Consider the following 25,435-nt stretch of genomic DNA (forward strand, 5'->3'; position numbering starts at 1 on the left):
TCAGTGATTAAAATTCGTAACGTAACCCAAGTACCCACAGATTTTCTGCCGAATCGTAGCTTTCCCGATCGTCATAAATATAGGTGGCAGAAAGATGCACATCTTTTTTCAGTCGGTATTCCAATTCGGAGATCCACTGTTTGCGATGGACGTAGTCATTTTCAGACTCGATCAACTGAGAATAGCCACCACGTAACGCGACTTTGCTGGTAAACCAGTATTCGGCCAGCGAGTCGAAGGCATCATAATCTTTGTCTGGCTGGCCGGTTTGCTCGTAGGTTTGTCGGCCAACGTTGATACCAAGATAAGCTTTGTCGTAGCTGAGGCGTATGCCAACCCCTTTTTGGGTGTAATCGGTATAGTTGCCGCTTAGGCTGGTATTTTTGGGGTCTTTGGTCATTTTCTGCCAGGCGATCACCGGTTTGATTTTTAGTGGCATACCCATCACCGGGAATTCAAAAGCGTAGCCGAGGCTGGCCATATAACCATCGTCAACGGTGCTGTCGCTGGCACCGTTACCCATCACGTAGGCGGTGCGAACGTCCAGCCCGCCATTCGTATATTCATATTGTAATGTGCCGTCCTGACGGTTCCATTGATAGGAGGAGTCGATACGCGTGCCGACCCAGTTGGAGTAAACGTTAGCCGTGTAGTTCATGTAACGATCGGTAATGCCCATCCACTGGTACATCGGGTTGCGCGTACGCCCAACCATCAATTTCCCCAGATCCTTACCGTCAATCCCGATATAACCATAACGAATATCCCAGTTATCTTCGGCGACCTCGGTATCGTTCTTCTGAGTGTTAACCTGCCATTCCAACTTGCCAAACAGGCCGAATTGCTCATCGAGCTTTTGTTTGGCTTCAAAGCCAAGACGGCCGGTCAGGTTGGTGGCATTGGTGTGTTCATCTGTCCATTCATTGCCGGTTTGTGCCTCGATACGGCCATAAATATCGAGTTGTGTTCCTTTACTGTTATAGACCGTCACCGCCTCGGCGGCGCTGGTGGCTAGCAGGGCAGGAAGGAGTAATGCCAGAGGTATTGTTTTCATTATTATGATCCTGTGTAAGGTAAGTCATTTTCTTGTTTTTTATAAATATGAGGCGAACTAAAGCGACTCACTTAAAAATAATGAGTTGGATGCATTAATCTCTCTAACGACTTGTGCCGGAGGTAATGAATTTAATTTATTTAATAATGAACAGAAAATAGCGTGCCAATGAGCAACCTGCGCCGCACATGATTTAATGCTGATAAGGAAATCCAAGTTGTGTATTTTTAGTTATCGCCCTCTTGGTGATTAATTTTCACACTATAGGAAGAGGGGATATGTTGTGAATGGGAATCAAAAATTCCCTGGTTAAATATGTGAGTGCTGGCACAAATATGAATTGCGGGTAAAGACAGCGGGGGAGGCAAGAGGTTTTTTTGAGGAGAGCAGCCAATAAAAACCCCCGCACAACGTGAATTGTACAGGGGCCAGCAAGGCAAGGACGTTACTTCTTCTCTACGGCTGCCTGGATGGCATCTGCCAGAGAGCTGACGTGCTTTTCTGCCGTTTTCAGCTGGTATTCGACACCGTTGCCGTCGTTGGTGTCAGACAGCGTTGCCTTCAACAGTTCCAGTGCTGCCTGCACCGCCAGTAATCTGCGTTTTTGCTCTTCAGTTGGAGCGATCCCAGAGCCAAAATAATTCTCTAACATATTCATTTCCTTTCGCTAGACCTACCGAAATGGCAGACAACACAGGTTACATGGGGGGGATGCCCGCCATTTTCAAGGCATTGCCTTGAGTGCTGTCCCTTATTGCAACGGCTTTGAGCCATTTTGGCGCGCACTGTTGATCCAGGCAAACGATCCCATCAGCGCAATCACCGTCAGTAAAATATACTCCAACGACATGGCATAAACTCCCTGAATGGCGTAAATCACTACGCTGATCACGTCAATCAGTACCCACAGCAGCCAGTTCTCGACGTATTTGCGCGTCATCAGCACCATGGCGGCGATTGACAGCACCAGCATGGTGGAATCCCACAGTGGGAAGGCATCTGGCTGCAGTTCAGGCATCACCACTGAAAGCCCCATTCCCTGCATAATGCCGATGGCAATGCGCGTCAGCACGGCGAATACCGGATCGATAAACAGCGACATCAGGCCGATGGCCACCACGCAAACTACCAGCAGCGTGAGGGCCTTTTGCCGTGGCAACCAGCGAATTTTCAGCGCGGCTTCATTATTTTCGTTCTGACGGCTCCAGGCATACCAGCCGTACAGGTTGGCGACGAAGAAAAACACCTGCAACAGCAGGCTGGCGTACAGCTGGATCTGGAAGAAGATAGCGGCAAACAGCGTGACGTTAATCAAACCAAACAGGTAATTGATAATCTTCTCTTTGCTGGCAAACCAGATGCACAGCAGGCCAAACACCGTACCTATGGCTTCGATCCATGACAGGGCATAACCACCTTCGCCCAGAGGAATGTTGACCATAACGTTATTGATGCTGAAAAAATCCATTATTGCGTCCTCTCAAGATGATCCTGATACAGCGTTTCGAGCGCGAGCACGATTTCGCGTTCCTCGCCACGTTGGCAGGAATGCTCCTGCTGTTGATAGTCGTTGATGCTCTGTTCCAGGCAGCCCTGGTGTTCCACCACCACGTTCAGGATAGAGGCAATGCGCATATTACGCAGTGCGCCAACGACCATCAGCGGGGCGGTTTCCATATCGGCGGCGAGAATACCTTTGGCCGACCAAAAATCGGTGATCTCCTGTTCGCGATCCGTGTAGAAACTGTCATGGCTACGCACATAGCCACAGTGTGTACTGTATCCCAGTTTTTGTGCCTGCTGGCGCAGCAGATAAACCAGACCGCAGTCGGCACTGGCCGGGTAGGCAGCGGGAATATAGGCATTGCCGGTGCCCTCATCGCGTACCGCCGCGCTGGCAATCACCAGATCGCCCAACTTCATTGAACTTTGCATCGCGCCGCAGCTGCCAATACGCACCAGGCAGTCTACGCCGATCTGATGTAGTTCTTCGGCGGCGATGGCGGTTGAAGGGCCACCCATGCCGGTGGAAATCACCAGGACTTCCACGCCACGAAACCAACCGCGCAGCGCCCGGTATTCGCGATTTTGGCCAAAATCCTCCACCTGATCCAGAAAGCGGGCAACGTGTTCGACGCGTTGCGGATCGCCCGGTAACAGTGCGTAATGGGCGTGTGTCATCTGCCGGCTAAGCCGGATGTGTGGTTGTAGTTGAGTCATGGAACTTACCTAAATTTATACCCGTCGTCTTTCAAACTGCAGCGTTGTTACCTGCACTATCCCACCCCAGTCACTTACTAAAAGTAAGCTCCTGGGGCTGGGATAGCTTGTCGCCTAGCTGCAGCTTGAAATCCATAGGGTATAGGTGGATTTCCTGTTCGGCGGTGTAAATCGAATACCGCAGAAATTAAAACCCGGCCTGTTGGTGTAACCGGACTGGGTCGATTACCGCAATGCGTTCACCGTTGACCGTAATAATTTGCTGCTCGCGCAGTTCAAACAGGATGCGGTTGATACTGCGTGGGGCCACGGCAAACTGTTCGCTGAGCTGTTGTTTATTAATGGTAATTTCTCCTTCATTTTGGGCTCCCTGGTGTTGGTAGCTTTGCCACAGCGCATGGCAGACGCGCTGGTGCAATGAATAGAGACTGTCTTCGCCAGCTTTTTTCGATAGCTGGTAGTACTGGCTGCTGAACGACTGAATGATTTTCTGGTTGAAGTAATTGTCGACCGTCAGCCAATGGCAAAAATCGCTGCGTGAAAGCGTCAGCAATGTCACCTCACTGGTCGCTTCTACCGAGCAGATATACGGCCGTTGCTCAAAGATCTCGAGCTCACCCAGCATATCTCCGGCATGGTAGCGCGCCTGTAAATATTTACGCCCATCGTCGGCGTGAATAAAAACGTCCACGTTACCCTGCGCTATCAGATGAAATTCATGACAAATTTCATGCTGTTGGCAGATCAGTGTGCCGGGTCTGACCTGTTGTAACTGCCAACGGCGTAATATAGCCAACGGGCAATATTTCAGCAGGTCGTAAAGTATGGCGTCACCGGTAACCAACTCGACAACGCTCAACCATTCACTGCTTTTTTTGTCGTTCTGCATAGCGTTAACTATAAAGTTCCTCGGCAGGTAAGGACAGGACGCCAGTCCGACAGCAATGTCAAAAAGGGCGTAAAACTGGAAGCTGGCTCTGATATTAGAATATTGCTCGGGACATTTGTCCCAGCTTGTTTATCGGCAGGGTGGTGATGTGATGGCACTCACAGATTTAATGGGGGAAAAGATGGGGAAAGCTAATTCCCCATCTTTTGCAGCACTAATTATTATTTTGGGAAGTTCACAATATCGTCAATCATGTCATCAATACCTTTTTTCACGTCCGCAAAGGTGATTGGTGCGGTACTGTTGCCGACAGTTTTACCATAACCTTTACGGACCACGGCCAGTACCGTTTTGCCGGTATCCTGATCGACCAGTTTAGCTTCAAGGAATAATGCGGCATTCTGCGTTCTGTGCCCGCTGGCTGCCATGGTGGTCGCGATCACGGCGGCTACCGGGACGACTTCATAGAACTGCAGGTCTTCGTTTTCAGCAACGATTGCGGTAACGGCCACATTGGCGACCAATACGCGCTTACCAGATGCGTTAGGTAACACGGTTGCACGCTGAGCGATGGCGGCTTTGAGGCGTGAGTTGGCGTATTCCCTGACTTGATCCAGCGTTGCCTGGCTTACGCGCGCATTCGGTTTGGCTGGCGGGTAAAAGGCAACTGGCTGGACGTAGATACCACGGTAATCAGACACATTAAAATCAGGGGCTATCCAGCGTAAAACCTCATGCCCGCTAGGGGTTGTTGTTTTTTGTAGTTTGCTATAATCCTGCAGGAACCCAGAGTACTGAGTGGTTTCTGCCACCTTTGAGGAACATCCCGCTAACAATATACCCGCAGCTAATACGGCCGCGGCAACGCCAAAACGATTTTTTTTCATATACTTCCCATCATGAAGTAGGGTTGGTTTGTGCCTAAAAAATATAGCACTAACCTGCAAAATAAAACATGGGGTAACTTCTTAAAGAAAATAACGTTGTTACAGATTGGCTTTTATTACGACAGGGATAGCTCATTAATAAACCCCGACGCAATGGCGTCGCCAAAGGGTTTGTAATGCAAGGCCCGCAATTCACCCTGTGAGCGGCGATTGGTGTGCCGCACCCACCATAAAAAACCATGTTGCCATTGGTTACAATTAATGTCCTGTCAGAGTAAAACCACAGGTTTGTCAGTGCCTTCTATCAGGCGTTACATCTGGCACATCATCCTTACCCAAGCATGACATTTCTATACACTCGCGCTGGTAAGGTTATTCCAGCCCGATGATGTTGTGTTAGTCCTGTAGTGTATTACCATCCCTTTGATTTTATCCCGCCTTGTGCGGGATTTTTTTTGCGCGTCGGGCGTGCTCAATGCGTTAGTCTGTCTGGAAGCGGTTAGATAGCGTGGTGACTTGCCGGTTAAAGAGGGGAGAGCTTGGGGGGATCCACTTTTTCTGCACAATTGAGGATTATGATATGCCGGTTATTAGCCCGTTTGGGCTAACACTGCATTTCGACACTTTATGCCCGGTTCCTAGCCGGGCTTTTTTACGTCTAAGCTTGCTGCTTTACCATCACTACCCGTGCTGGCCTGTGGGCCTGCGCCGTAACTGTCCATTTAGTTTTCGACCTCCAGCCAGCCTGCAGCTCTTTACGGGCTTTTCTCATTGCGCTTCTGCTGGCATTGCAGGAAAATAACCCGTAAGTAAGAAGAGTCTTAACCTTATACCCTTATAATTTCTCATAGTTTGTTATTTCAATAGCGTTAACAATTTAGACTATGCTGTTAACAACCATGTTCGTTAAAAGGATGAGTCCAGCGAACAGGGTTTTACATTGTCAGCGGCGAATTAAACTAATAAGACACGATAGGGTTTTTGATTGATTTAATTGACCATTTTAATGGGCGTTGTGGTTCGTTGTTACTTTTTTGGGGAAAGAAAGCATGCTTATAGTCAGTGTTGTTATTATTGCCTCGCAGGTTATTTCATGAGCGTAGAAAGACAGCGTTTGCCAGCGACGGTTCTGCTGGTCAATGTATTTTTATTGGCCTACCTGCTTTCCTTGTTTGGCATCTTCACCCGCCCGTTAGGGTCACTCTCTCTGTTTTGGCCGGTGAATGCTATTTTGCTTGGCCTGATGCTGCGTAAACCTGGCTATGCGACGATGTTGGGATGGATTGGCACCTATCTTGGCATGATTGCTGCCGATTTCAGCGCCGGCGGAAACTGGCCACTGGCACTTTGGCTAAATGCCTGCAATATGGCGCTGATTGCCACCGGCTATGCCGTGATGTCGATGCTGCCCAAGTCTCAACGGCGTATGGGCAAGCCCCAGGCGATTTTGTATATGTTTACCGCCTGTCTGCTGGGGGCCGCGCTATCGGCAACGCTGTCAGTGTTGCGCACTGACAGTCAATACAACAATACGCTGATCATTGCCTGGATGTCCTGGTTTAGCGAACAGTTCTCGACCAACCTGTTAATCCTGCCGGTGGTGCTGGCCGCGCCACGCTTAAAGCAATTGCTGAGCCTGCAGTTTGGCTGGCAATTGCGTTCCAGCCTGCCTTTGCTGGCGTTGTTGCTTTCGTTGGCGCTTAGCGTGTATATCGGTGGGCCGGGCGCGATAGCCTTCCCCATCCCCGCACTGCTATGGTGCGCCGTGCGTTATCATTTATTTACCGTCACCTTGCTGACGTTTCTCACCGGCGTGACGGAGATTGTCAGCATTTCTGCCAATCTGATGCTGTATGAAACGCCGGGAGCGCGAGGGGCGGTCATGGACAGCCTGATGTCAGCCCGTTTGGGGATTGCCATGTTGGTGATGGGGCCGCTGATTTTGTCCAGCTCGATTGCCGTTAGCCGTAAACTGCTGCGCCGGTTGGAGCACAGTGCGAACCACGACTTCCTTACCGGGACACTGGCGCGTAGTGCTTTAACGCGCAAAGGCAGGGAAATGCTGGAACAGAAGCAGCGCACGAAGGAGGCGGTGTCGCTGTTGTTAATCGATATCGATCACTTCAAACTGATCAATGATACCCATGGTCATGCCATCGGTGACCATGTTCTGGCAGCATTCGCCCATATTTTGCGACGTGAGCTGCGCCACGACCAGCTATTTGGTCGTCTGGGGGGGGAAGAGTTTGCCATTATGCTGCCGCGAGCGCTGGGGACGCAGGCGGTGGCCCTGGGGGAACATTTGCGCCGGCGGATAGAAAGTGCCGAACTGAACCCGAACGGCAAAGCGCCATTACGGATCACGATTAGTGTGGGCGTGGCGAGTTTGGCAATGAATGAGGATAAATCACTGGAACAGTTGATGAATATGGCGGACATTGCGCTTTATCGCGCCAAGTCCCAAGGCCGCAACTGCGTAGAATCGTTTAACATGGTCAGCGGTAACAGCCTCAACCATGTCATATTCAAATAGCGTTTCAGCCCTGCTTTGGTGCGAATTGCGTGCCGCAGTTGGGGCAAATCAAGGTGCTGAGTTTACGCAGTTTTGAACATTGCTGTTCGGTAACATAAGCACACTTTGGGCAGGCAATTTGAGTGGTGCGGTTATTGTAACCTTTAACGCTGGTGGATTCAGACATATCGCGTACCTGTGTCAGGTGAAAACCCACGCTAACACAGGTGCTATTAAATAGCTTCGAATGTTTTCAGGGGCTATAGGGTCTTCAACGCCTGCACGGTTTCATCGATATCGATTTCATGCTCAGAGAAGACGTGAGTCGCGTTCTGGAAGGTGGTAACTGACAGCATACGCAGCGTTTCCGTGGCGGTCTGTGGCGCTTCGGCTACTTGCGGACGGATACGGTTCATCAGCAAACCAACGGACAACACGGTGTTCTCTTTATCGACCTCCACCTTGACCGGCACTTCTTTGGTGAAGGTATCGAAGGACTTGATGCTGGAGATTTTGATCCTCTCGTTGGCGATGGTGATGTACTTGCTTGGTGCCTGTACCTTTACCGCATAGGCCGAGGGCCCTTTGGTATTGTTGGTTGGCTCAAAGGTTACCAGCGCATTTTTCTTAATCAGCTCTGGGTTTTGCACTTTAATCACGTGAAAATAACGATTTTCCCCGTTCTCGTCGGTGATAAAACCGAAGCCTTTGTCTTCAAAAAAAGTCGTTATCTTGCCGTTCATGGTCATTCTCATCAGGTCGTTCGTAACAGCGCTAATGATAACGCGTAATGCCGTGCAGTGACAGGGGGACGGTGTTTCATCAGTAAGACGAAAAGGGTTGAGGGGCAACAATGGGCCTTAGAGGTGTTTAATCGGTCGCTCAACGGTTTTTTGGCGGATTGGGCTGCCTCGGACATCTCTGGTAACCGCGGACATCAATTTACATGGCAAATAACCGACTTTTTCACTTTTTATCGATTTTATGTGATCTGTGTTGTGGACAAAATCCCGTCTAATTGCTGTACTGTATTGGACACACATTTTGTGTCTTACATTCACGTTAAAGGTAAGTTTGATGTCTAAGATTAAAGGTAGCGTTAAGTGGTTTAATGAATCTAAAGGTTTCGGTTTCATTACTCCAGAAGATGGTAGCAAGGACGTTTTCGTTCACTTCTCTGCCATCGCTAGCAATGGTTTCAAAACTCTTGCTGAAGGCCAGCGTGTAGAATTTGAAATCACGAACGGTGCCAAAGGGCCATCTGCTGCTAACGTTATCGCTATCTAAGCTACAGTAGCCAAAATTGTTAAAACCCGCTCCATGAGCGGGTTTTTTATGCTTTTTTTTCAGGCTGGGAGCGGTTAAGGGAACAGGTAAACCTTGATGAAGGCCAGGACGATCAACACGCACGTCAGGGTGACAATCCATTCAGTAGTGGTTTTTGGCAGGTTAAACATTCAATTCCTCACTCAGCACAGGTTACTGAGCGAGGATTATCCCGATGGCAGATTAAGAAAACATTAAGCCCCGAGATTTCATTGGCCGTAGAACGCTCTGACCAGCATAAAGGCCAACAGCGTCATCGCCAGCGAACCCGCCAGGTTGAGCAGCATATTGGTGATGGCCCAGACAACACGCCCGTCCTGCAACAGATAAACCACTTCGAGTGAGAAGGTAGAGAAGGTAGTCAACCCGCCGCAAAATCCGGTAGTGATCAGCAGCTTCCAAACCGGATCAATGTGTGTCATACGGATAAACAGCGCCAGTGCCAGCCCGATGATAAACCCCCCCACCAGGTTGACGGTCAAAGTGCCTAATGGAATATGCGGATGTAGAGGGTTTAGCTTAAGGCTCACTGCCCAGCGTAATACGCTACCCAAACCACCGCCAATAAACACAGCCAGTAAAGAACTCCACATGGTGATAAACCCTATCTAAAGATGGAAGAGGCTCAGAAAGGTTCAGGCAAGCGCCTACGCACCTCTCTGAGAGGTTACGTAGACATCATCAGCCTGTGAAAGGCGGTTATGGAGGAATGTCATCTCCGTTTGTTGGCACGAAGCAATCGCACGGGGCAGATTTTACACCTTGTCGCTGTGGTTTTGCTAGCTGGATGGGTATTGCTAACAATTCTGCCATCGCTGTTCCCCCTCACTCCAACCCTCTCCCCAAAAAGGAGAGGGAGCCAGTCCGGTGTTGTGGTCCGGCGCAGGAGCTAATCTGTGGCACGTCCGGTCCCCTCTCCCTGTGGGAGAGGGCTAGGGTGAGGGGAGCTGACGAACACCTGATTACGCTAGCAACTTATCCACCCATCAAGTTATTAGCTTAATAAACTAGTGGGTTAGCAATGATGTACGGCGAGTTCCTGCCGGTTGCGGCCATTATTTTTTGCCCGATACAGTGCGATATCGGCGGCCTTCAACCACTCCTGGTAGCCGGGCATCTCGGGCTGGTAATCGGCGATCCCAGCGCTGATATTCAGCTTTAACTCAGGGGCTTCACGGAAGACGACCTCGTTCAGGCGCTCCTGAATGCGGTGGAGCGCCAGGCTGGCCTGTTCGGCACTGGTATTGGGCAACACCGTGCCAAACTCATCACCGCCGTAGCGGCCAACGATATCCATCGCCCGCAGCCCCAGCACCAACTCTTCCGCCAGCACGATCAGCGCCTCATCCCCCAGCCCATGGCCAAAGGTGTCGTTGATGGCTTTGAAATGGTCAATATCCATCAGGATCAGCGTAGCCGTATGATTATAGCGCCGGCAGCTATCAAACTCATTGTGCAGCAGGTGTTCCCAATGGCGGCGGTTAAACACGCCGGTCAAGCCATCACGCGTGCTGATACGCAATAACTCCTGTTGCTTTTCTGCCAGCCGCTTGGCGGTCTGGTAGGTCACATAACCCAGGAAGACTGGGTAGATGAAGATCATCGGCAGACACAGATAAACCTGCAGCGGTGTGGATTGTGGCGTAAACGGGAAGCCGAGTATCGCACTGGTAACCAGCGCCCCGATAATTTGCGCCATCAGCCCTTTGAAATACAGAGACGGCCCGCCGGAGGCGATATTGTTCATCCCCATCATCGATAGGATCACCACGGAGGGGAGTGCATTGAAACCCATGATGGCGACCCACATCCCACCTAACAGTGCATCGATGAGCAGGTTGCGGATCTCGGTGGCGTAGGGGGCTTCGCTGCGGATAGACCACTGATAAGCGATATGTGGCCAGATAAAGCCATTCACTGCCAGCAAGATCCACACGCCAACCGGCTGGTGTCCTGGATAGAGCGCCGTAAGTACGCACCAGAAACCAATCGCCAGGCCGACAATACGTGGCAGGTAGAGGCGCCTGGCGAAGTTGAGGCCTGCACGCCGGGTGTTAAAAGCCGATGGAGCTGTAGGCATCCCATGTTTCCCTGTGATGAATTATGCAGCCGGTCTGGAGCCGGAAAAAGCGAATAGCCAAGAATATTCCTTATAATCTAAGCATAGATCATCTCAGGTAGATCTCACCTTGTTACAACTGGTTGTTGTTATAGCCGAAAGAAAGTCGCTAAATACCTATAGACAAAGTTTGTTCCCGTGCTGCGTCCTGCAGCCATAAATGAATAAAGAAGGTGAATATGGAAGGTATCAGTATTACCAAGCTGCTGGTAATTGCGGTGTTGATCGTGTTGCTGTTCGGCACCAGCAAACTGCGTACTCTGGGCGCGGATCTGGGGGCTGCGCTGAAAGGCTTCAAAAAAGCGGTGGGCGATGACACCTCTCCTGCACAGAATACGGCTGAAACGCCTACCGCGCAGCAGAGCGTCGAAAAGAAAGACATTTAACCGCCTCTGCCGTTGAGCCATAAAAAAACGGATGCCGTAAGGACATCCGTTTTTTGGCGTTAATCGCGGGTGAAGCGTAACAAAAGATTACCGCGGTTACTTCACTTCCAGCCCTTTGGCCTGCAAGTCCGCATGATAGGACGAACGCACAAACGGGCCGCAGGCAGCATGGGTAAAGCCCATTGCCATCGCTTCTTCTTTCATTTCGTCAAACTCCGCCGGGCTGACATAGCGCTGCACTGGCAGATGGTGACGGCTTGGCTGCAGATATTGCCCCAGCGTCAGCATGGTTACGCCATGACGGCGCAGATCGCGCATCACTTCCACGATTTCCGCGTTGGTTTCACCCAAACCCACCATCAGGCCTGACTTGGTCGGAATAGACGGGTGAGCTTCTTTAAAGCGCTCCAGCAACTTCAGTGACCACTCGTAATTAGCCCCTGGGCGTACCTGACGATAAACACGCGGCACGTTTTCCAGGTTATGGTTAAACACGTCTGGCGGCGTAGCGGTAAGGATTTCCAGCGCACGATCCATACGGCCACGGAAGTCTGGCACCAGGGTTTCGATCTTGATGTTCGGGCTCTTGGCACGGATGGCGGTAATGCAGTCGGCAAAGTGCTGTGCGCCACCGTCACGTAAATCGTCACGGTCAACCGAGGTGATCACCACATAGCGCAATGCCATGTCGGCAATGGTTTGTCCCAGCTTTTCCGGCTCGTTGGCATCGGGAGCCACCGGGCGGCCATGAGCCACGTCGCAGAATGGGCAACGGCGGGTACAGATGGCCCCCAGGATCATGAAGGTGGCGGTACCGTGGTTAAAGCACTCAGACAGGTTTGGGCATGACGCCTCTTCGCAGACCGAATGCAGGCCATTTTTGCGCATCGCGGCCTTGATGCCTTGAATGCGCGTAGAGTCGGCAGGGAGCTTGATCTTCATCCACTCGGGTTTGCGTAACAGCTCTTGGCGTTCGGTGGCCACCGTTTTTACCGGGATTAACGCCATTTTGTCTGCATCGCGGTATTTGACGCCGCGTTCCATCTGAATCGGTTTACTCATAATCGTGCAGGTTCCAGTTACGAAGCTCGACCGTCTGATAGCCGAGTAAATGAACAAATTCCTGTACCAGAATGGGATGCACATCGGCAATCCCGACACCTGGTGCCAGCGCGCTGACCTGTGTCATCTGCATTCCGGCATAACCGCAGGGGTTGATGCGTTGGAAAGGGGTGAGATCCATGGCGACATTCAGGGCCAGGCCATGAAATGAGCTACCTTTGCGGATCCGCAAACCTAATGAACAAATCTTTTGTTCGCCCACGTACACGCCGGGCGCATCCGGGCGGGCGCGTGATTCGATCTTGAAATGGGCGAGGGTATTAATAACGGTCTCTTCCAAGGCCGTGACGAGTTGGCGAACACCTACTTTATTGCGTTTCAGATCCACCATCACGTACAGCACCTGCTGGCCTGGACCATGATAGGTAACCTGGCCGCCGCGATCGCTCTGGATCACCGGGATATCGCCTGGCATCAGCAGATGTTCTGCCTTACCGGCCTGGCCTTGGGTGAACACGGCTTGATGCTGCACCAGCCACAATTCATCAAGCGTGGACTCATCGCGGTGATTGGTGAAGCTGTGCATGGCTTGGGATACAGGCTCATAGGGCTGCAACCCTAGCTGACGGAGAATGATCTTATTGTGTTGCAAGCGGGGCATCGTCAGGTTACAGAAGTGGTAAAAAACATTATACCGGGCGCTCTGGCCCGCGACCAGCATTTATCCCTGGCGAACCAGAGCAACCCGGACAGCGCTTGTGCTGAACCAGGTTGGCTGGCAGGGAGTTATGCTGTAATTACAGCACCATACGGACAATTTCAATATTGCCCAACTCTTCATACAACGTTTCCACCTGATCGATATGGGTGGCGGTGATGGTGATGGAAACGGAGTGGTAGTTGCCTTTGCTGCTCGGTTTGACCTGCGGGTTGTAATCCCCTGGAGCATGGCGTTGCACCACTTCAACCACCTGGTCTACCAGCTCGGGGTGTGCCAGGCCCATTACCTTGTAGGTAAAGGTACAGGGGAATTCGAGCAGTTCGTTCAGTTTAGTCTTTTGCATGTGGGTGCGCTCCAGCTGTGGCGGATCTCTAAATTATAACTCCCGCCGGGGCGGGAGTTAGTGTTAATTGTTATATGGGGCCGAACTCAGCCGATTCAAGGGTTAGCCGAACCAGTGATGGAACATCAGGCGGATATAATCCACGATGCGGCCGAAGAAGCCACCTTCTTTCACTTCGTTCAGCACCACCAGTGGGCGCTGATCGATGGTTTTGCCATCCAGCTGGAAATTGATGGTGCCAACCACCTGGTTTTTGGCCAGCGGAGCATGAATTTCCGGGGTGTTCAGCACGTAGCTGGCTTTCAGATCTTTCATCCGGCCGCGTGGGATGGTCAGATAGGCATCTTTGTCTACGCCCAGCTCGACGCGATCGGCATCACCGAACCAAACCGGTTCAGAAGCGAACTCTTTGCCTGCTTTCAGCGGTGCGACGGTTTCAAAGAAGCGGAAGCCCCAGGTCAGCAGTTTTTTGCTTTCGGTTTCGCGGCCTTTGTAGGTACGGCCACCCAGCACGGCGGAGATCAGACGCATCTGGCCTTCCGTCGCTGAAGCCACCAGGTTATAACCCGCCGCATTGGTGTGGCCGGTTTTAATCCCATCGACGTTCAGGCTGGTATCCCACAGCAGACCGTTACGGTTCAGCTGACGGATATTGTTGAAGGTGAACTCTTTTTCTTTATAGATAGCGTATTCGTCTGGCACATCGCGGATCAGCGCCTGGCCGATCAACGCCATATCACGCGCCGAGCTGAACTGGCCTTCCGCATCCAGGCCGTGTACGGTTTGGAAGTGGGTATTTTGCAGGCCCAGCTGTTTGACGTAGGTATTCATCAGGTTAACGAATGCGTCCTGGCTACCCGCGACGTAGTCCGCCATGGCGACACAGGCATCGTTACCGGATTGCAGGTTGATACCACGAGTCAGCTTGGAAACTGGCACGCGGTCGCCCGGCTTGAGGAACATCAGCGAGGAGCCTTTGAACACCGGGTTGCCGGTGGCCCAGGCATCCTGACCTACGGTGACCATATCGTCCTGGCCAATCTTGCCGGATTTCAGCGCCTGGCCGATGACGTAGCTGGTCATCATTTTGGTCAGGCTGGCAGGGTCGCGGCGTGCGTCGGCGTTCGATTCCGCCAACACTTTACCGGAGTTGTAATCAATCAGGATGTAGGCCTCAGCATCAATCTGCGGTACACCTGGGATCATGGTTTTAATATTAACGTCGTCTGCGTGGGCAACTGACGCTGCGCTGAGCGCGATGGCAGTGCCAAGCGTGAGGCTTTTGATTAAGCGAAAAGAGGTTACCTGTTTCATGATCGGGACTACAACATCCGTAAAAGTTAAGTTAAAAAACGAGTCACACTATAGCAGACGGGGCCCCGGCAGGCATTAGCCATTCGGCCGACAGTAGGGGGTTTACACAGATTTACCTGAAAGAAAATGTTTCAGATAAGTCAACGACCTGCTGTCGGCGGCATCGGCCTGCCGAGTTTCACGACTAGGGTGCGGCAGTGATAAAGGACTGTTGTTGTGCCTCAGTGGCCAGACGCTGTTGCAACTGTGCGGCCTGTTGACGATTGCTGAACGGGCCAAGCTGCACGCGGTAGACGGCGCCGTTGGCGGCGACCTTACCAGGAACGCCGAACTGCTGGCTCAACTGCTGTTGCCAGCTTTGCGCACGCTCGGCATTACTCAGGGCACCTACCTGAACGACATAGCTACCGCTGGCACTGGTTGCAGCTGCGGTGGCCGCAACCGGGGCTGCAGTTGGCGCGCTGATGACCGGCTGGGGTTCTGACCCTTCCAATACGCCTGGGGCTAACGGCTGCGGCGCACCAAGGAAACCACCGCTACGGCCAGTGGAGGCGGCAGGGGTTGCGCTACTGTCGTTGTAGTTCATGCTGCCGTTGTCAATCGCTTGTGCGGCAGGGGCGGCAACCGGTGCCGATTGCTGCATCGGTGTATCCATACCGCCGCCGGAACTGAGATCCGGGCGTGGAGGCAGGGCGTAGCTCTGTTTGGCGACGACGGTACCCACGGTACCAGGGCCGCTCAACGTGCCATCTGGAGCAACCTTGATAAAGTCGACCTTCACCTTGGTGTTGCTGGACAGGTTGAGGCGATCGGCGGCAGCTTTGGACAGATCGATAATCCGGCCAGAGGTATAAGGGCCGCGATCGTTCACGCGTACCACCAGTTGACGGCCATTGGCCAGGTTGGTGACGCGTACATAGCTAGGAATAGGCAAGGTGGGATGTGCAGCGGTCAGCGCATTGGGATCGAACTGCTCACCAATAGCGGTAGTGTTGCCGTTGGCTTCTTCGCCGTACCAGGCTGCCAGGCCGGTTTGCGAGAAGTTCTGCGGATCTTGCACGATGCGATAAGTGTCGCCATTAACCTTATAATCCTGCAGAGTGCCAGGGTTATAGGGTTCATAGTGAGGCTCCACGCCGCCGATCTCGGTCACCGGCCCGTTGTAGGCTTGTTGCACCGGAGCCTGTGTTTCTTCCGTCGTGGTGGTACAGGCGGAAAGTAATACCGCAGCAGCAACCGCGCCGACCCAAAGCCATTCCTTACGCATTGCACACCTCTTATAGATTTTTAGACAACATTTTCCGATGCGTGTGGATCGACATCACGATGCCGAACCCAGCCATGAGTACGATCAGCGCCGAACCCCCGTAACTGACCAAAGGCAAAGGTACGCCAACTACCGGTAAAATGCCACTGACCATACCAATGTTAACAAACACATAGACGAACAGGATCAGCATCAGCCCACCGACCATTACGCGGCCAAAGGTGGTCTGTGCGCGGGCGGCGATCATCAGCCCGCGGATAATCACCAGCAGATACAGCACCAGCAGCACTAATACGCCGATCAGGCCAAGTTCTTCCGCCAACACCGCGAAGATAAAGTCGGTGTGGCGTTCCGGCAGGAATTCGAGCTGAGACTGAGTGCCGTGCAGCCAGCCTTTACCCGATAGGCCGCCAGAGCCGATGGCGATTTTCGACTGAATAATATGGTAACCAGCCCCTAACGGATCGCTTTCCGGATCGAGCAGCATCATCACGCGGTCACGCTGATAGCCGTGCATCAGGAAGAACCACAACACTGGAATAAAGGCGGCCAACGCCACGGCAGCCACGGCAATCAGCTTCCAGCTCATCCCCGACAGGAACAGCACAAACAGGCCAGAGGCGGCGATCAGGATTGAAGTGCCCAGATCGGGTTGTGCAGCAACCAGCAAGGTGGGTAGGAAGATCAGCACCAGCGCGATGCCGGTATTCTTCAGCGAAGGTGGGCACACGTCACGGTTCATAAAGCGTGCCACCATCAGCGGCACGGCGATCTTGGCGATTTCCGAAGGCTGGAAGCGCACAAAGCCCAGATCCAGCCAGCGCTGTGCGCCTTTACTGATTTGGCCAAAGGCATCCACCAGGATCAGCAATATCACGCAGAAAATATACAGGTAGGGGGCCCAGCTTTCATAAACCCGCGGTGGGATTTGCGCCATCACGCCCATCACGATCAGCCCCATCAGGATCTGGCCGATTTTGCGCTCCATCATGCCCATATCCTGGCCGCTAGCGCTCCACATCACAACGGCGCTGTAGATCAGCAAGGCCAGAATAAATAACAGGAATGTGGGGTCGATATGGATTTTGGTCCAGATAGAGCCCTTTTGTTGGCTTTCAGTCATGTTCTACCTTAATCACCTTCTATACCTGGCGGCAGCGGTTCTGCATCCGGTAATTGCGTATTGTTGTCGCCCAGCAGGATATGGTCGAGGATCTGACGGGTAATGGTGCCTACCGCCGGCCCTGAACCGCCGTTCTCCAAAATGATGGCCACTGACACCGTTGGGTTATCAAATGGGGCAAAGGCGGTCATCAATTTATGGTCCCGCAGATGTTCTGCGAGCTTATGGGCGTTATAGGTTTCATAGCCGAATACCTGCGCGGTACCCGATTTTGCCGCGGCTTTATACGGCGTTCCTGCAAAGAACTTGCGCGCCGTGCCGTTAGGCCGGTTGGCAACGCCGTACATGCCGTCTTTGGCTATTTCCCAGAAGCCTGAATGGATATCGCCGATCTGCTTGCTCTCTTTTTGCTTGAACGGCACCAACACGCCGTTGATCTTGGTACTTTGCAGCAGATGCGGATCTTTGACGTTGCCGTCGTTAATCAGGGTGTTCAGCGCCTTGGACATCTGGATCGGCGTAGCGGTCCAGTAGCCCTGGCCGATGCCCACCGGAATGGTGTCGCCCTGATACCACGGTTTCTTGTAACGTTTGAATTTCCAGTCGCGCGTTGGCATCAGGCCGGAACGCTCTTCGGAAAGATCGATACCGGTATATTCGCCGTAGCCGAATTTGGTCAGCCAGGTGGACAGGCGATCGATCCCCATGTCGTACGCTACCTGATAGAAGTAGGTATCCGCAGATTCTTCCAGCGCTTTGGTGACGTTGAGGCGGCCATGGCCCCATTTTTTCCAGTCGCGGAAGCGTTTCTCTGACCCAGGCAATTGCCACCAGCCCGGATCGAACACGACGGTATTTTTGGTGATCACCCCGGCACTGAGAGCGGAAACGGCAATATAGGGTTTAACCGTGGAGGCTGGAGGGTATACCCCTTGGGTGGCACGGTTGATCAGCGGGCGGTTCGGATCGTTGAGCAGCCCCTGATAATCCTTGTTGGAGATACCATCAACAAACAGGTTGGGATCGTAGCTTGGGTTGGAAACCATCGCCAAAATTCCCCCGGTGCGCGGATCGCTGACCACCACGGCGGCACGGCTACCGACCAGCAACTGCTCGATATAGCGTTGCAGGTTGAGATCCAGCGTCAGATAAACGTCTTTACCGGCGGAAGGCGGTTGTTCATGTAATTGGCGGATCACCCGGCCACGGTTGTTGACTTCAACCTCTTCATAGCCGGTTTTGCCATGCAGAACATCTTCATAGTAACGTTCGATACCCAGCTTGCCGATATCATGGGTGGCGGCATAGTTGCGTAGCTGGCCGTCTTTGTCCAGGCGTTCGAGGTCGCGGTCGTTAATTTTCGACACGTAACCGATCACGTGGGTGAGGGCAGACCCATAAGGATAATAGCGGCGTTGATAGCCTTTGACTTCCGCACCAGGGAAGCGGAATTGATTGACGGCAAAACGGGCCACCTGCACTTCGGTCAGCGGGGTTTTCACCGGGATCGAGACGAAACGGCGCGAGCGCTTGCGCTCTTTTTCAAAGTTGGCGATATCGTCGTCGGTGAGATCGACCACCGGGCGCAAGGCATCCAGCGTGGCTTTCAGATCGTCCACCTTCTCCGGCATCAGTTCCAACTGGTAAATGGTGCGGTTAAGCGCCAGCGGCGTGCCGTTGCGATCGTAAATTATGCCGCGGCTGGGTGCGATAGGCAGCAGCTTGATGCGGTTTTCATTGGAGCGGGTGCGGTAATCTTCAAAACGCACGATTTGCAGATTATACAGATTGGCAATCAGGATGCCTGTCAGCACCAGAATGATAAAAAACGCCACCACGGCGCGGCGTACAAACAGGGCAGACTCGGCCGTATAGTCGCGAAAAGGGTTACGTTCTATTTTCATCCCGCTGCTTTTTTTCACTCTGTTACTGTCACCACCGGTTACTCCCGGTGGTAAGGATGATTTGTAGTAATACTCCAGGCGCGGTAGAGGCTCTCTGCCACCAAAACACGCACTAAAGGATGCGGTAACGTTAACGGGGAAAGCGACCAGCTTTGCTCAGCGGCGGCTTTACAGGCCGGAGCCAGCCCCTCAGGGCCGCCAATCAACAGGCTGACGTTGCGGCCATCCTGTTTCCAGCGTTCGAGCTGTTGTGCCAACTGGGGCGTTTCCCACGGGGTGCCTGGGATATCCAACGTAACGATGCGGTTACCTTTGCCCACCGCTGCCAGCATCTGCTCGCCTTCCTTTTCCAGAATGCGTTTGATATCAGCATTCTTGCCGCGTTTGCCCGCCGGGATCTCGGTCAGTTCAAACGGCATATCTTTCGGAAAGCGATGCAGGTAATCCATAAAGCCGGTCTGCACCCAGTCGGGCATTTTGGTGCCGACTGCAACCAATTGCAGTTTCACCGCTTAACCCCAGAGCTTTTCCAGTTCGTACAATTGGCGACTTTCTTCCTGCATCACGTGCACGATCACTTCGCCCAGATCGACCACTACCCAATCGGAAACGGCCTGGCCTTTCATGCCATACAGTTCCATACCGGCATCGCGGGCTTCTTGCACGACGTGTTCGGCAATCGACATCACATGACGGCTTGAGGTGCCGGTACAGATGATCATGCAGTCGGTGATGCTGGATTTGCCCTGAACATCCAGAGCGACAATATCTTGGCCTTTCATGTCATCAATTTTATCGATAACGAAATCTTGGAGCGCTTTACCTTGCAAAGGTTCCCCCTCGGGTTGTTCTGTTCATCAGGAAGCTGAGGGCAACTGCCCAAAGTCACTGGCCTGAATCGTGATGGTTTCGGCAGGATGCCGCTGAAAGCCTGCTGGTTTTGCCCAGCTAGCCAAGATCCTTGGGGTTTTCAGCGGATACCTGAAAAATAGCGGCGCAGTATAGCATGCGGCCTATCGATATAAACCCTGTAACTCGATATAACGCTGCACCGGGCGCGGCAGCAAATCGTCACAGCTGATGCCTTGGTGACGGCGCTGGCGTATCTCGGTGGCGGATATCTCCAGTAATGGGGTATCAGCCAGGTAGATAAACCCGTGCGGCTGGCGGCTGAGCAGGGCGGCATCGGCGATCTGGTGCTGTTCCAGCCAGCGTTGCAGCTCTGGCGTATCCATCTGCTGGTTATAACCCGGGCGCGCCAGCACCAACAGGTGGCAGAAGTGCAACAGGTCTTGCCAGCGATGCCATTTGTGCAGGCTCAGCAGTGAATCCTGGCCAATAATAAACGCCAGAGGCGCTGCGGCGCCACGTTCTTTACGAATCGTTTCGAAAGTCTCGATGGTGTAAGACGCGGTGGTGCGGTGCAATTCACGATCGTCCACGGTAAACAATGGGTTACCGGCGATGGCCAGCTCGACCATGGCTAGCCGCTGCTGCGCGTTAGCCTCCGGCTGTGGCCGATGGGGAGGCACATGGTTGGGCAACAACGTGACCTTCTCAAGGCCGACTTCTTCAGCCAAGGCCGCCACCGGGCGCAGATGGCCATAGTGGATTGGGTCAAAAGTGCCACCGAAAAAGGCGTGCAGGGTATGCGGCTGTTGCGGGCTAGTAGGCATCGGTGACACTCGTCGCCAGAGGTTTGCCGCAAAGCAGCATCGACAGGGTTTCCAGCTCCGGCCAAACCGACTGGCCGTAGTCTTTCTTGAGGGTGAGCTCAATTTGCGCCAACAGGTGCACCGCCTGCCGCAATTGTTGACCCGACAGGCGTTGCAGAGCCTGAGTGATCAGGCTGCGGCGGTTTTGCCAGACCTTGAGCTGATCGAATAGCGTACGTAGTGGGGTGTGCGCCATGCGGCGTTGCAGGTTCAGCAGCATCAGCAGTTCCCGTTGCAGGGTGCGCAGCAAGATCACCGGCTCGACATCCTCTTGCTGGAGTTGCCGCAAGATATGCCAGGCACGTTTGCTTTTGCCTGCCAGTAGGGCATCCAGCCAGTGGAACGGGCTGAAGTGGGCAGCATCGTTTACCGCCTGCTCTACGCGGGGCAGCGTCAGTTTACCATCGGGGTGCAGCAGTGATAACCGTTCTAACGCCTGCGAAAGTGCCAGCAGGTTGCCTTCATAGCAGTAACACAGTAGTTGATTGGCTGCGTCATCGAGATCCAACTGCATGGATTTGGCTCGCTGGGCGACCCAGCGCGGCAGCTGTGCCTGTTCCGGCGTTTGGCAACTGACCATGACGCCATTAGCGCTGAGAGCCTTGAACCAGGCGCTGTTCTCCTGGGCTTTGGTCAGGCGCGGGCCGCGCAGTACCAACAGGATATCGTCATGCAGCAAAGCGGCCAGCTTGACCAGTTGCTCGCCGATCGGGGCCGTTGGGCCGTTCTCGGGGAAAATCAGCAGCAGGGTTTGCCGGCTGGCAAACAGGCTCATAGCCTGGCAGATGCTGAAGATGGCATCCCAGTCGGTATGGACATCCAGGGAAATGCTGTAATGCTCGGTGAACTCTTGCTGTTGGGCGGCCTGGCGGATCAGATCTTGGCTTTCCTGCAGCAACAAGGGTTCATTTCCGCTCAATAAATAACAAGCGCGCAGCCCCTCTCGGAGCTGCGCGGCAAGTTGTTCAGGATAAAGACGGATCATTGTGCTGGGGTACTGGCCGCTTTTTCACCAGCGATAGCGGCTTTTTCTTGCGTTTCTTGCACCGCCGCGTGCACTGCCAGCATCTTACGCAGAATTTGCTGGGCAGCCTGCTCACGCATTTCCTGCATGATGATGTCCTGCTCGGAGTCTTTGGCCAACGCAGTCAACGGGTTATCAAAGAACGAACGGAACACTTTGACGTTGATCGGGTAAATATCATGCCCCGGGATCAGCACCTGAGCCTGCACCGTCATCACCAATTGATACTCCGCCGTTTTACCATCCTGGAAGATCGAAACCGTATCCTGGCTTTGCGTCGAATTGACGATGCGCAGTGACGGGACTTCCTTGTGGGCCGGATCGTATTTGACCACGGTAGCCCCGCTTAGACGCAATTGCTCGCGCACGGCACGGGTCAGTGGGCCAAAGGGATCGTAGCTGTCCAGGATCAGCGTATGCAATTCTGTGGGCACCTGCGCGGTGCCGCGCAGATGAAAACCGCAGCCGGCGGTGACAAGCACCGCCAACCCCAGCAACAACGTCAGAATACGAAGTCGCACAAAGCCTCCTTGAGTTAACCCACAACCAGGTTAAGCAATTTGCCTGGAACATAGATCACTTTACGTACCGTGACCCCTTCCAGATATTTGGCCACCAGATGGTCCTGGGCGGCGCGCTCACGTACTTGTTCTTCGGTGGCATCGGCAGGCACGGTGACTTTTGCCCGCACCTTGCCGTTAACCTGTACCACCACCAGTTTGGAATCTTCCACCATGGCGGCTTCGTCTGCCACTGGCCATGGCGCAGTGTCTACGTCGCCTTCGGCGTTCAACGCCTGCCACAGGGTGAAACAGACGTGTGGTGTGAACGGATACAGCATACGTACCACGGCCAGCAAGGCTTCTTGCAGCAGCGCGCGATCCTGTTCACTTTCCTGCGGCGCACGGCCCAGCTTGTTCATCAGCTCCATCACGGCGGCGATGGCGGTGTTGAAGGTCTGGCGGCGGCCGATATCGTCGGTCACTTTGGCGATGGTTTTATGCACGTCGCGGCGCAGGGCTTTCTGATCTTCATTGAGCTCGCTGACGTTCAGTGGCTGAACGGCTCCTTGCCCAACGTGGTCGTAAGCCAGCTTCCAGACGCGCTTGAGGAAGCGGTTTGCCCCTTCAACGCCAGATTCTTGCCATTCCAGCGTCATTTCTGCCGGGGAAGCAAACATCATAAACAGACGCACGGTATCCGCGCCGTATTTCTCTACCATCACCTGCGGGTCGATGCCGTTGTTCTTCGACTTCGACATTTTGCTCATGCCAGCATAGACCAGTTCGCGGCCTTCAGGATCGGTCGCTTTGACAATGCGGCCTTTCTCGTCACGTTCGACGGTGGCATCAACCGGGGATACCCAGACGCGTTCGCCGCTGGTGCCGGTGTAGTAGAAGGCATCGGCCAATACCATGCCTTGGCACAGCAGGCGTTTGGCAGGCTCGTCTGAATCGACCAGGCCAGCGTCGCGCATCAGCTTGTGGAAGAAGCGGAAATACATCAGGTGCATGATGGCGTGTTCGATCCCGCCAACATATTGATCGACCGGCAGCCAGTAGTTGGCCGCAGCCGGATCCAGCATGCCTTTATCGTACTGCGGGCAGGTGTAACGCGCGTAGTACCAGGAAGATTCCATAAAGGTGTCGAAGGTGTCGGTTTCACGCAGCGCAGGCTGGCCGTTAACGGTGGTTTTTGCCCACTCGGGATCGGCTTTGATCGGGCTGGTGATGCCGTCCATTACGACATCTTCCGGCAGGATCACCGGCAGTTGGTCTTCTGGCGTTGGCATTACGGTGCCGTCTTCCAGGGTCACCATTGGGATTGGAGCACCCCAGTAGCGCTGGCGGGACACGCCCCAGTCGCGCAGACGGTAGTTCACCTTGCGCTGGCCGACGCCTTTGGCCACCAGCTTGTCGGCGATGGCGTTAAAGCCCGCCAGGTGATCCAGTCCGTCGAATTCGCCGGAGTTGAACAGGGTGCCTTTTTCGGTCATCGCTTCGGCGCTGACGTCTGGCTTGCTGCCGTCCAGGTTCAAAATGACCGGTTTGATCTGCAGATCGTATTTGGTAGCGAACTCCCAGTCACGCTGATCGTGGCCAGGGACGGCCATTACCGCACCGGTGCCGTATTCCATCAGGACGAAGTTGGCTACCCAGATTGGCAGTTTCTCACCACTCAACGGATGAATGGCAAACAGGCCGGTGGCCATGCCTTTCTTCTCCATGGTGGCCATTTCGGCTTCGGCAACCTTGGTGTTGCGGCATTCGTCGATGAAGTCTGTCAGCGCCGGGTTGTTGACCGCGCCCTGCTGTGCCAGCGGGTGACCTGCGGCAACGGCGACATAGGTAGCACCCATAAAGGTGTCTGGGCGGGTGGTGTAAACGGTAACTTTCTCAGCGCAGTCGGCAACGTCGAAGGTGATTTCTACCCCTTCGGAACGGCCAATCCAGTTGCGCTGCATGGTTTTCACCTGCTCTGGCCAGCTTTCCAGCGTGTCCAGGTCGTTGAGCAGTTGATCGGCGTAACCGGTGATTTTAATAAACCACTGTGGGATCTCTTTACGCTCAACCTTGGTATCACAGCGCCAGCAGCAGCCGTCGATCACCTGTTCGTTGGCCAGTACGGTCAGATCGTGTGGGCACCAGTTCACCGCCGAGGTCTTCTTGTAGACCATGCCTTTTTCGTACAGCTTGGTGAAGAACCACTGTTCCCAACGGTAGTAGTCAGGATCGCAGGTTGCGATCTCGCGGTCCCAGTCATAGCCGAAGCCCAGCAGTTTCAGCTGGTTCTTCATATATTCGATGTTGTCGTAGGTCCAAGGTGCCGGTGCGGTTTTATTTTTTACCGCCGCGCCTTCGGCTGGCAGGCCAAACGCATCCCAGCCAATTGGCTGTAGCACGTTTTTGCCCAGCATGCGCTGGTAGCGGGAGATCACGTCGCCAATGGTGTAGTTCCGAACATGACCCATGTGCAGACGACCAGAAGGGTATGGCAGCATGGATAGGCAGTAATACTTTTCCTTGCTGGCGTCTTCGGTAACCTTGAAAGTTTGCTTCTCTTGCCAGTGAAGCTGTACGTTCGATTCTATCTCTTCGGGGCGGTATTGCTCTTGCATGGCGGCCGATGGTCCTGTAGGTGTGTAACAGCTACATCCGTAGCATTCTGTGAGTATCTTTAGATCTGCATAGCATAGCTGATAAGACCTGCCAGCAACAACACCAAGCGGCCCGACTCGACGTATTAAAAAAATATCTGTGCCATGATGTGACTCACAATCTGCCAAAACCTCATCTAGCCAAGCCACATCAGTGATTTACGACTAAAATAATTACGGATAGGCTGTGTTTCTCAATTGGGCGTGGTGCCGTCGCAGACACAAAAGCCCGTTATCAAGGCGGAGGGGGAAGGGCATAGTGGGTCTACGTTCAAGCCCGACAACGCAGAGAACGGGTTTTTGGGGCGCGACCCTTTGGGCTGGGGGTCATTTGAGCATGCTGGTACGGTACTCATATTTAGCTCATCAAACCTCATGTCATGTGCTCAAATGACCGCCAGCGGCCCATGGA

At 53.4% G+C, this 25,435-nt stretch carries 26 protein-coding genes and 1 riboswitch; of the genes, 3 read left to right on the top strand and 23 right to left on the bottom strand.

The annotated features are described in order from the left end of the window. Nucleotides 1–7: 7 nt before the first annotated feature. From WN53_RS26865 to WN53_RS15315, 6 genes are all read right to left on the bottom strand, one after another. Nucleotides 8–1,054, bottom strand: a complete 1,047-nt coding sequence (locus WN53_RS26865; RefSeq protein ID WP_024484947.1) for a porin — start codon at nucleotides 1,052–1,054, stop codon at nucleotides 8–10. A 445-nt stretch (nucleotides 1,055–1,499) separates the two neighbouring features. Further along, nucleotides 1,500–1,706: a hypothetical protein gene (locus WN53_RS15295; protein ID WP_021180021.1), complete on the bottom strand. Its 207-nt coding sequence runs from the start codon at nucleotides 1,704–1,706 to the stop codon at nucleotides 1,500–1,502. Between the two features lie 99 nt (nucleotides 1,707–1,805). After that, a complete protein-coding gene (pnuC, locus tag WN53_RS15300) occupies nucleotides 1,806–2,522 on the bottom strand; it encodes a nicotinamide riboside transporter PnuC (RefSeq protein ID WP_024484948.1) in 717 nt (238 codons plus the stop codon). Next, the gene (locus WN53_RS15305) at nucleotides 2,522–3,274 is read right to left on the bottom strand and encodes a nucleoside phosphorylase (protein ID WP_021805343.1); all 753 of its coding nucleotides are present in this window, start codon (nucleotides 3,272–3,274) and stop codon (nucleotides 2,522–2,524) included. Before WN53_RS15305 ends, pnuC begins: the two co-directional genes overlap by 1 nt. Nucleotides 3,275–3,461: 187 nt before the next feature. Then, nucleotides 3,462–4,163, bottom strand: coding sequence for a Crp/Fnr family transcriptional regulator (locus WN53_RS15310; protein WP_024484949.1), 702 nt, complete (start codon nucleotides 4,161–4,163; stop codon nucleotides 3,462–3,464). A gap of 221 nt (nucleotides 4,164–4,384) precedes the next feature. Then, nucleotides 4,385–5,050 (bottom strand): DUF3313 domain-containing protein, encoded by a 666-nt coding sequence (locus WN53_RS15315; protein ID WP_024484950.1) that lies wholly within the window; start codon nucleotides 5,048–5,050, stop codon nucleotides 4,385–4,387. Nucleotides 5,051–6,143: 1,093 nt separating this feature from the next. Here WN53_RS15315 and WN53_RS15320 point away from each other — a divergent pair. Beyond that, nucleotides 6,144–7,583 carry a GGDEF domain-containing protein gene (locus WN53_RS15320; protein WP_024484951.1) on the top strand — a complete coding sequence of 480 codons (1,440 nt, stop codon included), beginning with the start codon at nucleotides 6,144–6,146 and terminating at the stop codon, nucleotides 7,581–7,583. 4 nt (nucleotides 7,584–7,587) lie between these two features. Here the strand turns inward: WN53_RS15320 and WN53_RS28845 are convergent, their stop codons facing one another. Continuing rightward, complete coding sequence (locus tag WN53_RS28845; RefSeq protein WP_021180016.1) at nucleotides 7,588–7,749, bottom strand: YnfU family zinc-binding protein; 162 nt, start codon at nucleotides 7,747–7,749, stop codon at nucleotides 7,588–7,590. A gap of 73 nt (nucleotides 7,750–7,822) precedes the next feature. Then, nucleotides 7,823–8,305, bottom strand: a complete 483-nt coding sequence (locus tag WN53_RS15325; protein ID WP_024484952.1) for a cold-shock protein — start codon at nucleotides 8,303–8,305, stop codon at nucleotides 7,823–7,825. 334 nt (nucleotides 8,306–8,639) lie between these two features. Here WN53_RS15325 and cspE point away from each other — a divergent pair, with 334 nt between their 5' ends. Continuing rightward, nucleotides 8,640–8,849: a transcription antiterminator/RNA stability regulator CspE gene (gene cspE / locus WN53_RS15330; protein ID WP_002210315.1), complete on the top strand. Its 210-nt coding sequence runs from the start codon at nucleotides 8,640–8,642 to the stop codon at nucleotides 8,847–8,849. A 248-nt stretch (nucleotides 8,850–9,097) separates the two neighbouring features. Here cspE and crcB read toward each other — a convergent pair whose 3' ends face one another. Then, complete coding sequence (gene crcB, locus WN53_RS15335; protein WP_024484953.1) at nucleotides 9,098–9,481, bottom strand: fluoride efflux transporter CrcB; 384 nt, start codon at nucleotides 9,479–9,481, stop codon at nucleotides 9,098–9,100. A 72-nt stretch (nucleotides 9,482–9,553) separates the two neighbouring features. Next, a riboswitch (Fluoride riboswitch) is annotated at nucleotides 9,554–9,617 on the bottom strand. Nucleotides 9,618–9,903: 286 nt separating this feature from the next. Further along, nucleotides 9,904–10,968: a diguanylate cyclase AdrA gene (gene adrA / locus WN53_RS15340; protein WP_024483209.1), complete on the bottom strand. Its 1,065-nt coding sequence runs from the start codon at nucleotides 10,966–10,968 to the stop codon at nucleotides 9,904–9,906. Nucleotides 10,969–11,186: 218 nt separating this feature from the next. Here adrA and tatA point away from each other — a divergent pair, with 218 nt between their 5' ends. Beyond that, nucleotides 11,187–11,393, top strand: a complete 207-nt coding sequence (tatA, locus tag WN53_RS15345) for a Sec-independent protein translocase subunit TatA (protein ID WP_024483208.1) — start codon at nucleotides 11,187–11,189, stop codon at nucleotides 11,391–11,393. Between the two features lie 96 nt (nucleotides 11,394–11,489). Here the strand turns inward: tatA and lipA are convergent, their stop codons facing one another. The 13 genes from lipA to leuS all read right to left on the bottom strand — a co-directional run bounded on the left by lipA (nucleotide 11,490) and on the right by leuS (nucleotide 24,984). Next, complete coding sequence (gene lipA, locus WN53_RS15350) at nucleotides 11,490–12,455, bottom strand: lipoyl synthase (protein ID WP_024483207.1); 966 nt, start codon at nucleotides 12,453–12,455, stop codon at nucleotides 11,490–11,492. Continuing rightward, complete coding sequence (gene lipB, locus WN53_RS15355; RefSeq protein WP_024483206.1) at nucleotides 12,448–13,116, bottom strand: lipoyl(octanoyl) transferase LipB; 669 nt, start codon at nucleotides 13,114–13,116, stop codon at nucleotides 12,448–12,450. The genes lipA and lipB overlap by 8 nt, the downstream gene beginning before the upstream one ends. 136 nt (nucleotides 13,117–13,252) lie before the next feature. Further along, nucleotides 13,253–13,519 (bottom strand): DUF493 family protein YbeD, encoded by a 267-nt coding sequence (gene ybeD, locus WN53_RS15360; protein WP_021180010.1) that lies wholly within the window; start codon nucleotides 13,517–13,519, stop codon nucleotides 13,253–13,255. Between the two features lie 102 nt (nucleotides 13,520–13,621). Next, nucleotides 13,622–14,833, bottom strand: coding sequence for a D-alanyl-D-alanine carboxypeptidase DacA (gene dacA / locus WN53_RS15365; protein WP_024483205.1), 1,212 nt, complete (start codon nucleotides 14,831–14,833; stop codon nucleotides 13,622–13,624). Between the two features lie 184 nt (nucleotides 14,834–15,017). Then, nucleotides 15,018–16,100: an endolytic peptidoglycan transglycosylase RlpA gene (rlpA, locus tag WN53_RS15370; RefSeq protein ID WP_024483204.1), complete on the bottom strand. Its 1,083-nt coding sequence runs from the start codon at nucleotides 16,098–16,100 to the stop codon at nucleotides 15,018–15,020. Nucleotides 16,101–16,110: 10 nt separating this feature from the next. Next, on the bottom strand, nucleotides 16,111–17,223 hold the full coding sequence (gene mrdB / locus WN53_RS15375; RefSeq protein ID WP_021805334.1) for a peptidoglycan glycosyltransferase MrdB: 1,113 nt from the start codon (nucleotides 17,221–17,223) through the stop codon (nucleotides 16,111–16,113). 8 nt (nucleotides 17,224–17,231) lie between these two features. Then, complete coding sequence (gene mrdA / locus WN53_RS15380; protein WP_046808103.1) at nucleotides 17,232–19,127, bottom strand: peptidoglycan DD-transpeptidase MrdA; 1,896 nt, start codon at nucleotides 19,125–19,127, stop codon at nucleotides 17,232–17,234. 38 nt (nucleotides 19,128–19,165) lie between these two features. Continuing rightward, complete coding sequence (gene rlmH, locus WN53_RS15385; protein WP_004949595.1) at nucleotides 19,166–19,636, bottom strand: 23S rRNA (pseudouridine(1915)-N(3))-methyltransferase RlmH; 471 nt, start codon at nucleotides 19,634–19,636, stop codon at nucleotides 19,166–19,168. Between the two features lie 3 nt (nucleotides 19,637–19,639). After that, nucleotides 19,640–19,957 (bottom strand): ribosome silencing factor, encoded by a 318-nt coding sequence (gene rsfS, locus WN53_RS15390; protein ID WP_021180005.1) that lies wholly within the window; start codon nucleotides 19,955–19,957, stop codon nucleotides 19,640–19,642. A 183-nt stretch (nucleotides 19,958–20,140) separates the two neighbouring features. Then, nucleotides 20,141–20,803 (bottom strand): nicotinate-nucleotide adenylyltransferase, encoded by a 663-nt coding sequence (nadD, locus tag WN53_RS15395; RefSeq protein ID WP_024483203.1) that lies wholly within the window; start codon nucleotides 20,801–20,803, stop codon nucleotides 20,141–20,143. Continuing rightward, complete coding sequence (holA, locus tag WN53_RS15400) at nucleotides 20,793–21,827, bottom strand: DNA polymerase III subunit delta (protein WP_024483202.1); 1,035 nt, start codon at nucleotides 21,825–21,827, stop codon at nucleotides 20,793–20,795. The genes nadD and holA overlap by 11 nt, the downstream gene beginning before the upstream one ends. Then, the gene (gene lptE, locus WN53_RS15405; RefSeq protein ID WP_024483201.1) at nucleotides 21,824–22,387 is read right to left on the bottom strand and encodes an LPS assembly lipoprotein LptE; all 564 of its coding nucleotides are present in this window, start codon (nucleotides 22,385–22,387) and stop codon (nucleotides 21,824–21,826) included. The genes holA and lptE overlap by 4 nt, the downstream gene beginning before the upstream one ends. Nucleotides 22,388–22,401: 14 nt before the next feature. Continuing rightward, nucleotides 22,402–24,984: a leucine--tRNA ligase gene (gene leuS, locus WN53_RS15410; protein ID WP_024483200.1), complete on the bottom strand. Its 2,583-nt coding sequence runs from the start codon at nucleotides 24,982–24,984 to the stop codon at nucleotides 22,402–22,404. Nucleotides 24,985–25,435 lie beyond the last annotated feature (451 nt).

Origin of the sequence: Serratia fonticola, from assembly GCF_001006005.1 — a bacterium.
Taxonomy (GTDB): domain Bacteria; phylum Pseudomonadota; class Gammaproteobacteria; order Enterobacterales; family Enterobacteriaceae; genus Chania; species Chania fonticola.

What these genes read in the sequence shown, in the direction of transcription:
- lipA (WP_024483207.1), bottom strand. Translation starts at nt 12,455, where the DNA reads ATGAGTAAACCGATTCAGATGGAACGCGGCGTCAAATACCGCGATGCA.
- rlpA (WP_024483204.1), bottom strand. Translation starts at nt 16,100, where the DNA reads ATGCGTAAGGAATGGCTTTGGGTCGGCGCGGTTGCTGCTGCGGTATTA.
- nadD (WP_024483203.1), bottom strand. Translation starts at nt 20,803, where the DNA reads ATGCCTACTAGCCCGCAACAGCCGCATACCCTGCACGCCTTTTTCGGT.
- mrdB (WP_021805334.1), bottom strand. Translation starts at nt 17,223, where the DNA reads ATGACTGAAAGCCAACAAAAGGGCTCTATCTGGACCAAAATCCATATC.
- adrA (WP_024483209.1), bottom strand. Translation starts at nt 10,968, where the DNA reads ATGCCTACAGCTCCATCGGCTTTTAACACCCGGCGTGCAGGCCTCAAC.
- crcB (WP_024484953.1), bottom strand. Translation starts at nt 9,481, where the DNA reads ATGTGGAGTTCTTTACTGGCTGTGTTTATTGGCGGTGGTTTGGGTAGC.
- WN53_RS15310 (WP_024484949.1), bottom strand. Translation starts at nt 4,163, where the DNA reads ATGCAGAACGACAAAAAAAGCAGTGAATGGTTGAGCGTTGTCGAGTTG.
- holA (WP_024483202.1), bottom strand. Translation starts at nt 21,827, where the DNA reads ATGATCCGTCTTTATCCTGAACAACTTGCCGCGCAGCTCCGAGAGGGG.
- WN53_RS28845 (WP_021180016.1), bottom strand. Translation starts at nt 7,749, where the DNA reads ATGTCTGAATCCACCAGCGTTAAAGGTTACAATAACCGCACCACTCAA.
- dacA (WP_024483205.1), bottom strand. Translation starts at nt 14,833, where the DNA reads ATGAAACAGGTAACCTCTTTTCGCTTAATCAAAAGCCTCACGCTTGGC.
- lipB (WP_024483206.1), bottom strand. Translation starts at nt 13,116, where the DNA reads ATGCCCCGCTTGCAACACAATAAGATCATTCTCCGTCAGCTAGGGTTG.
- WN53_RS15315 (WP_024484950.1), bottom strand. Translation starts at nt 5,050, where the DNA reads ATGAAAAAAAATCGTTTTGGCGTTGCCGCGGCCGTATTAGCTGCGGGT.
- leuS (WP_024483200.1), bottom strand. Translation starts at nt 24,984, where the DNA reads ATGCAAGAGCAATACCGCCCCGAAGAGATAGAATCGAACGTACAGCTT.
- WN53_RS15295 (WP_021180021.1), bottom strand. Translation starts at nt 1,706, where the DNA reads ATGTTAGAGAATTATTTTGGCTCTGGGATCGCTCCAACTGAAGAGCAA.
- mrdA (WP_046808103.1), bottom strand. Translation starts at nt 19,127, where the DNA reads ATGAAAATAGAACGTAACCCTTTTCGCGACTATACGGCCGAGTCTGCC.
- ybeD (WP_021180010.1), bottom strand. Translation starts at nt 13,519, where the DNA reads ATGCAAAAGACTAAACTGAACGAACTGCTCGAATTCCCCTGTACCTTT.
- cspE (WP_002210315.1), top strand. Translation starts at nt 8,640, where the DNA reads ATGTCTAAGATTAAAGGTAGCGTTAAGTGGTTTAATGAATCTAAAGGT.
- WN53_RS15305 (WP_021805343.1), bottom strand. Translation starts at nt 3,274, where the DNA reads ATGACTCAACTACAACCACACATCCGGCTTAGCCGGCAGATGACACAC.
- WN53_RS26865 (WP_024484947.1), bottom strand. Translation starts at nt 1,054, where the DNA reads ATGAAAACAATACCTCTGGCATTACTCCTTCCTGCCCTGCTAGCCACC.
- WN53_RS15320 (WP_024484951.1), top strand. Translation starts at nt 6,144, where the DNA reads ATGAGCGTAGAAAGACAGCGTTTGCCAGCGACGGTTCTGCTGGTCAAT.
- pnuC (WP_024484948.1), bottom strand. Translation starts at nt 2,522, where the DNA reads ATGGATTTTTTCAGCATCAATAACGTTATGGTCAACATTCCTCTGGGC.
- tatA (WP_024483208.1), top strand. Translation starts at nt 11,187, where the DNA reads ATGGAAGGTATCAGTATTACCAAGCTGCTGGTAATTGCGGTGTTGATC.
- WN53_RS15325 (WP_024484952.1), bottom strand. Translation starts at nt 8,305, where the DNA reads ATGAACGGCAAGATAACGACTTTTTTTGAAGACAAAGGCTTCGGTTTT.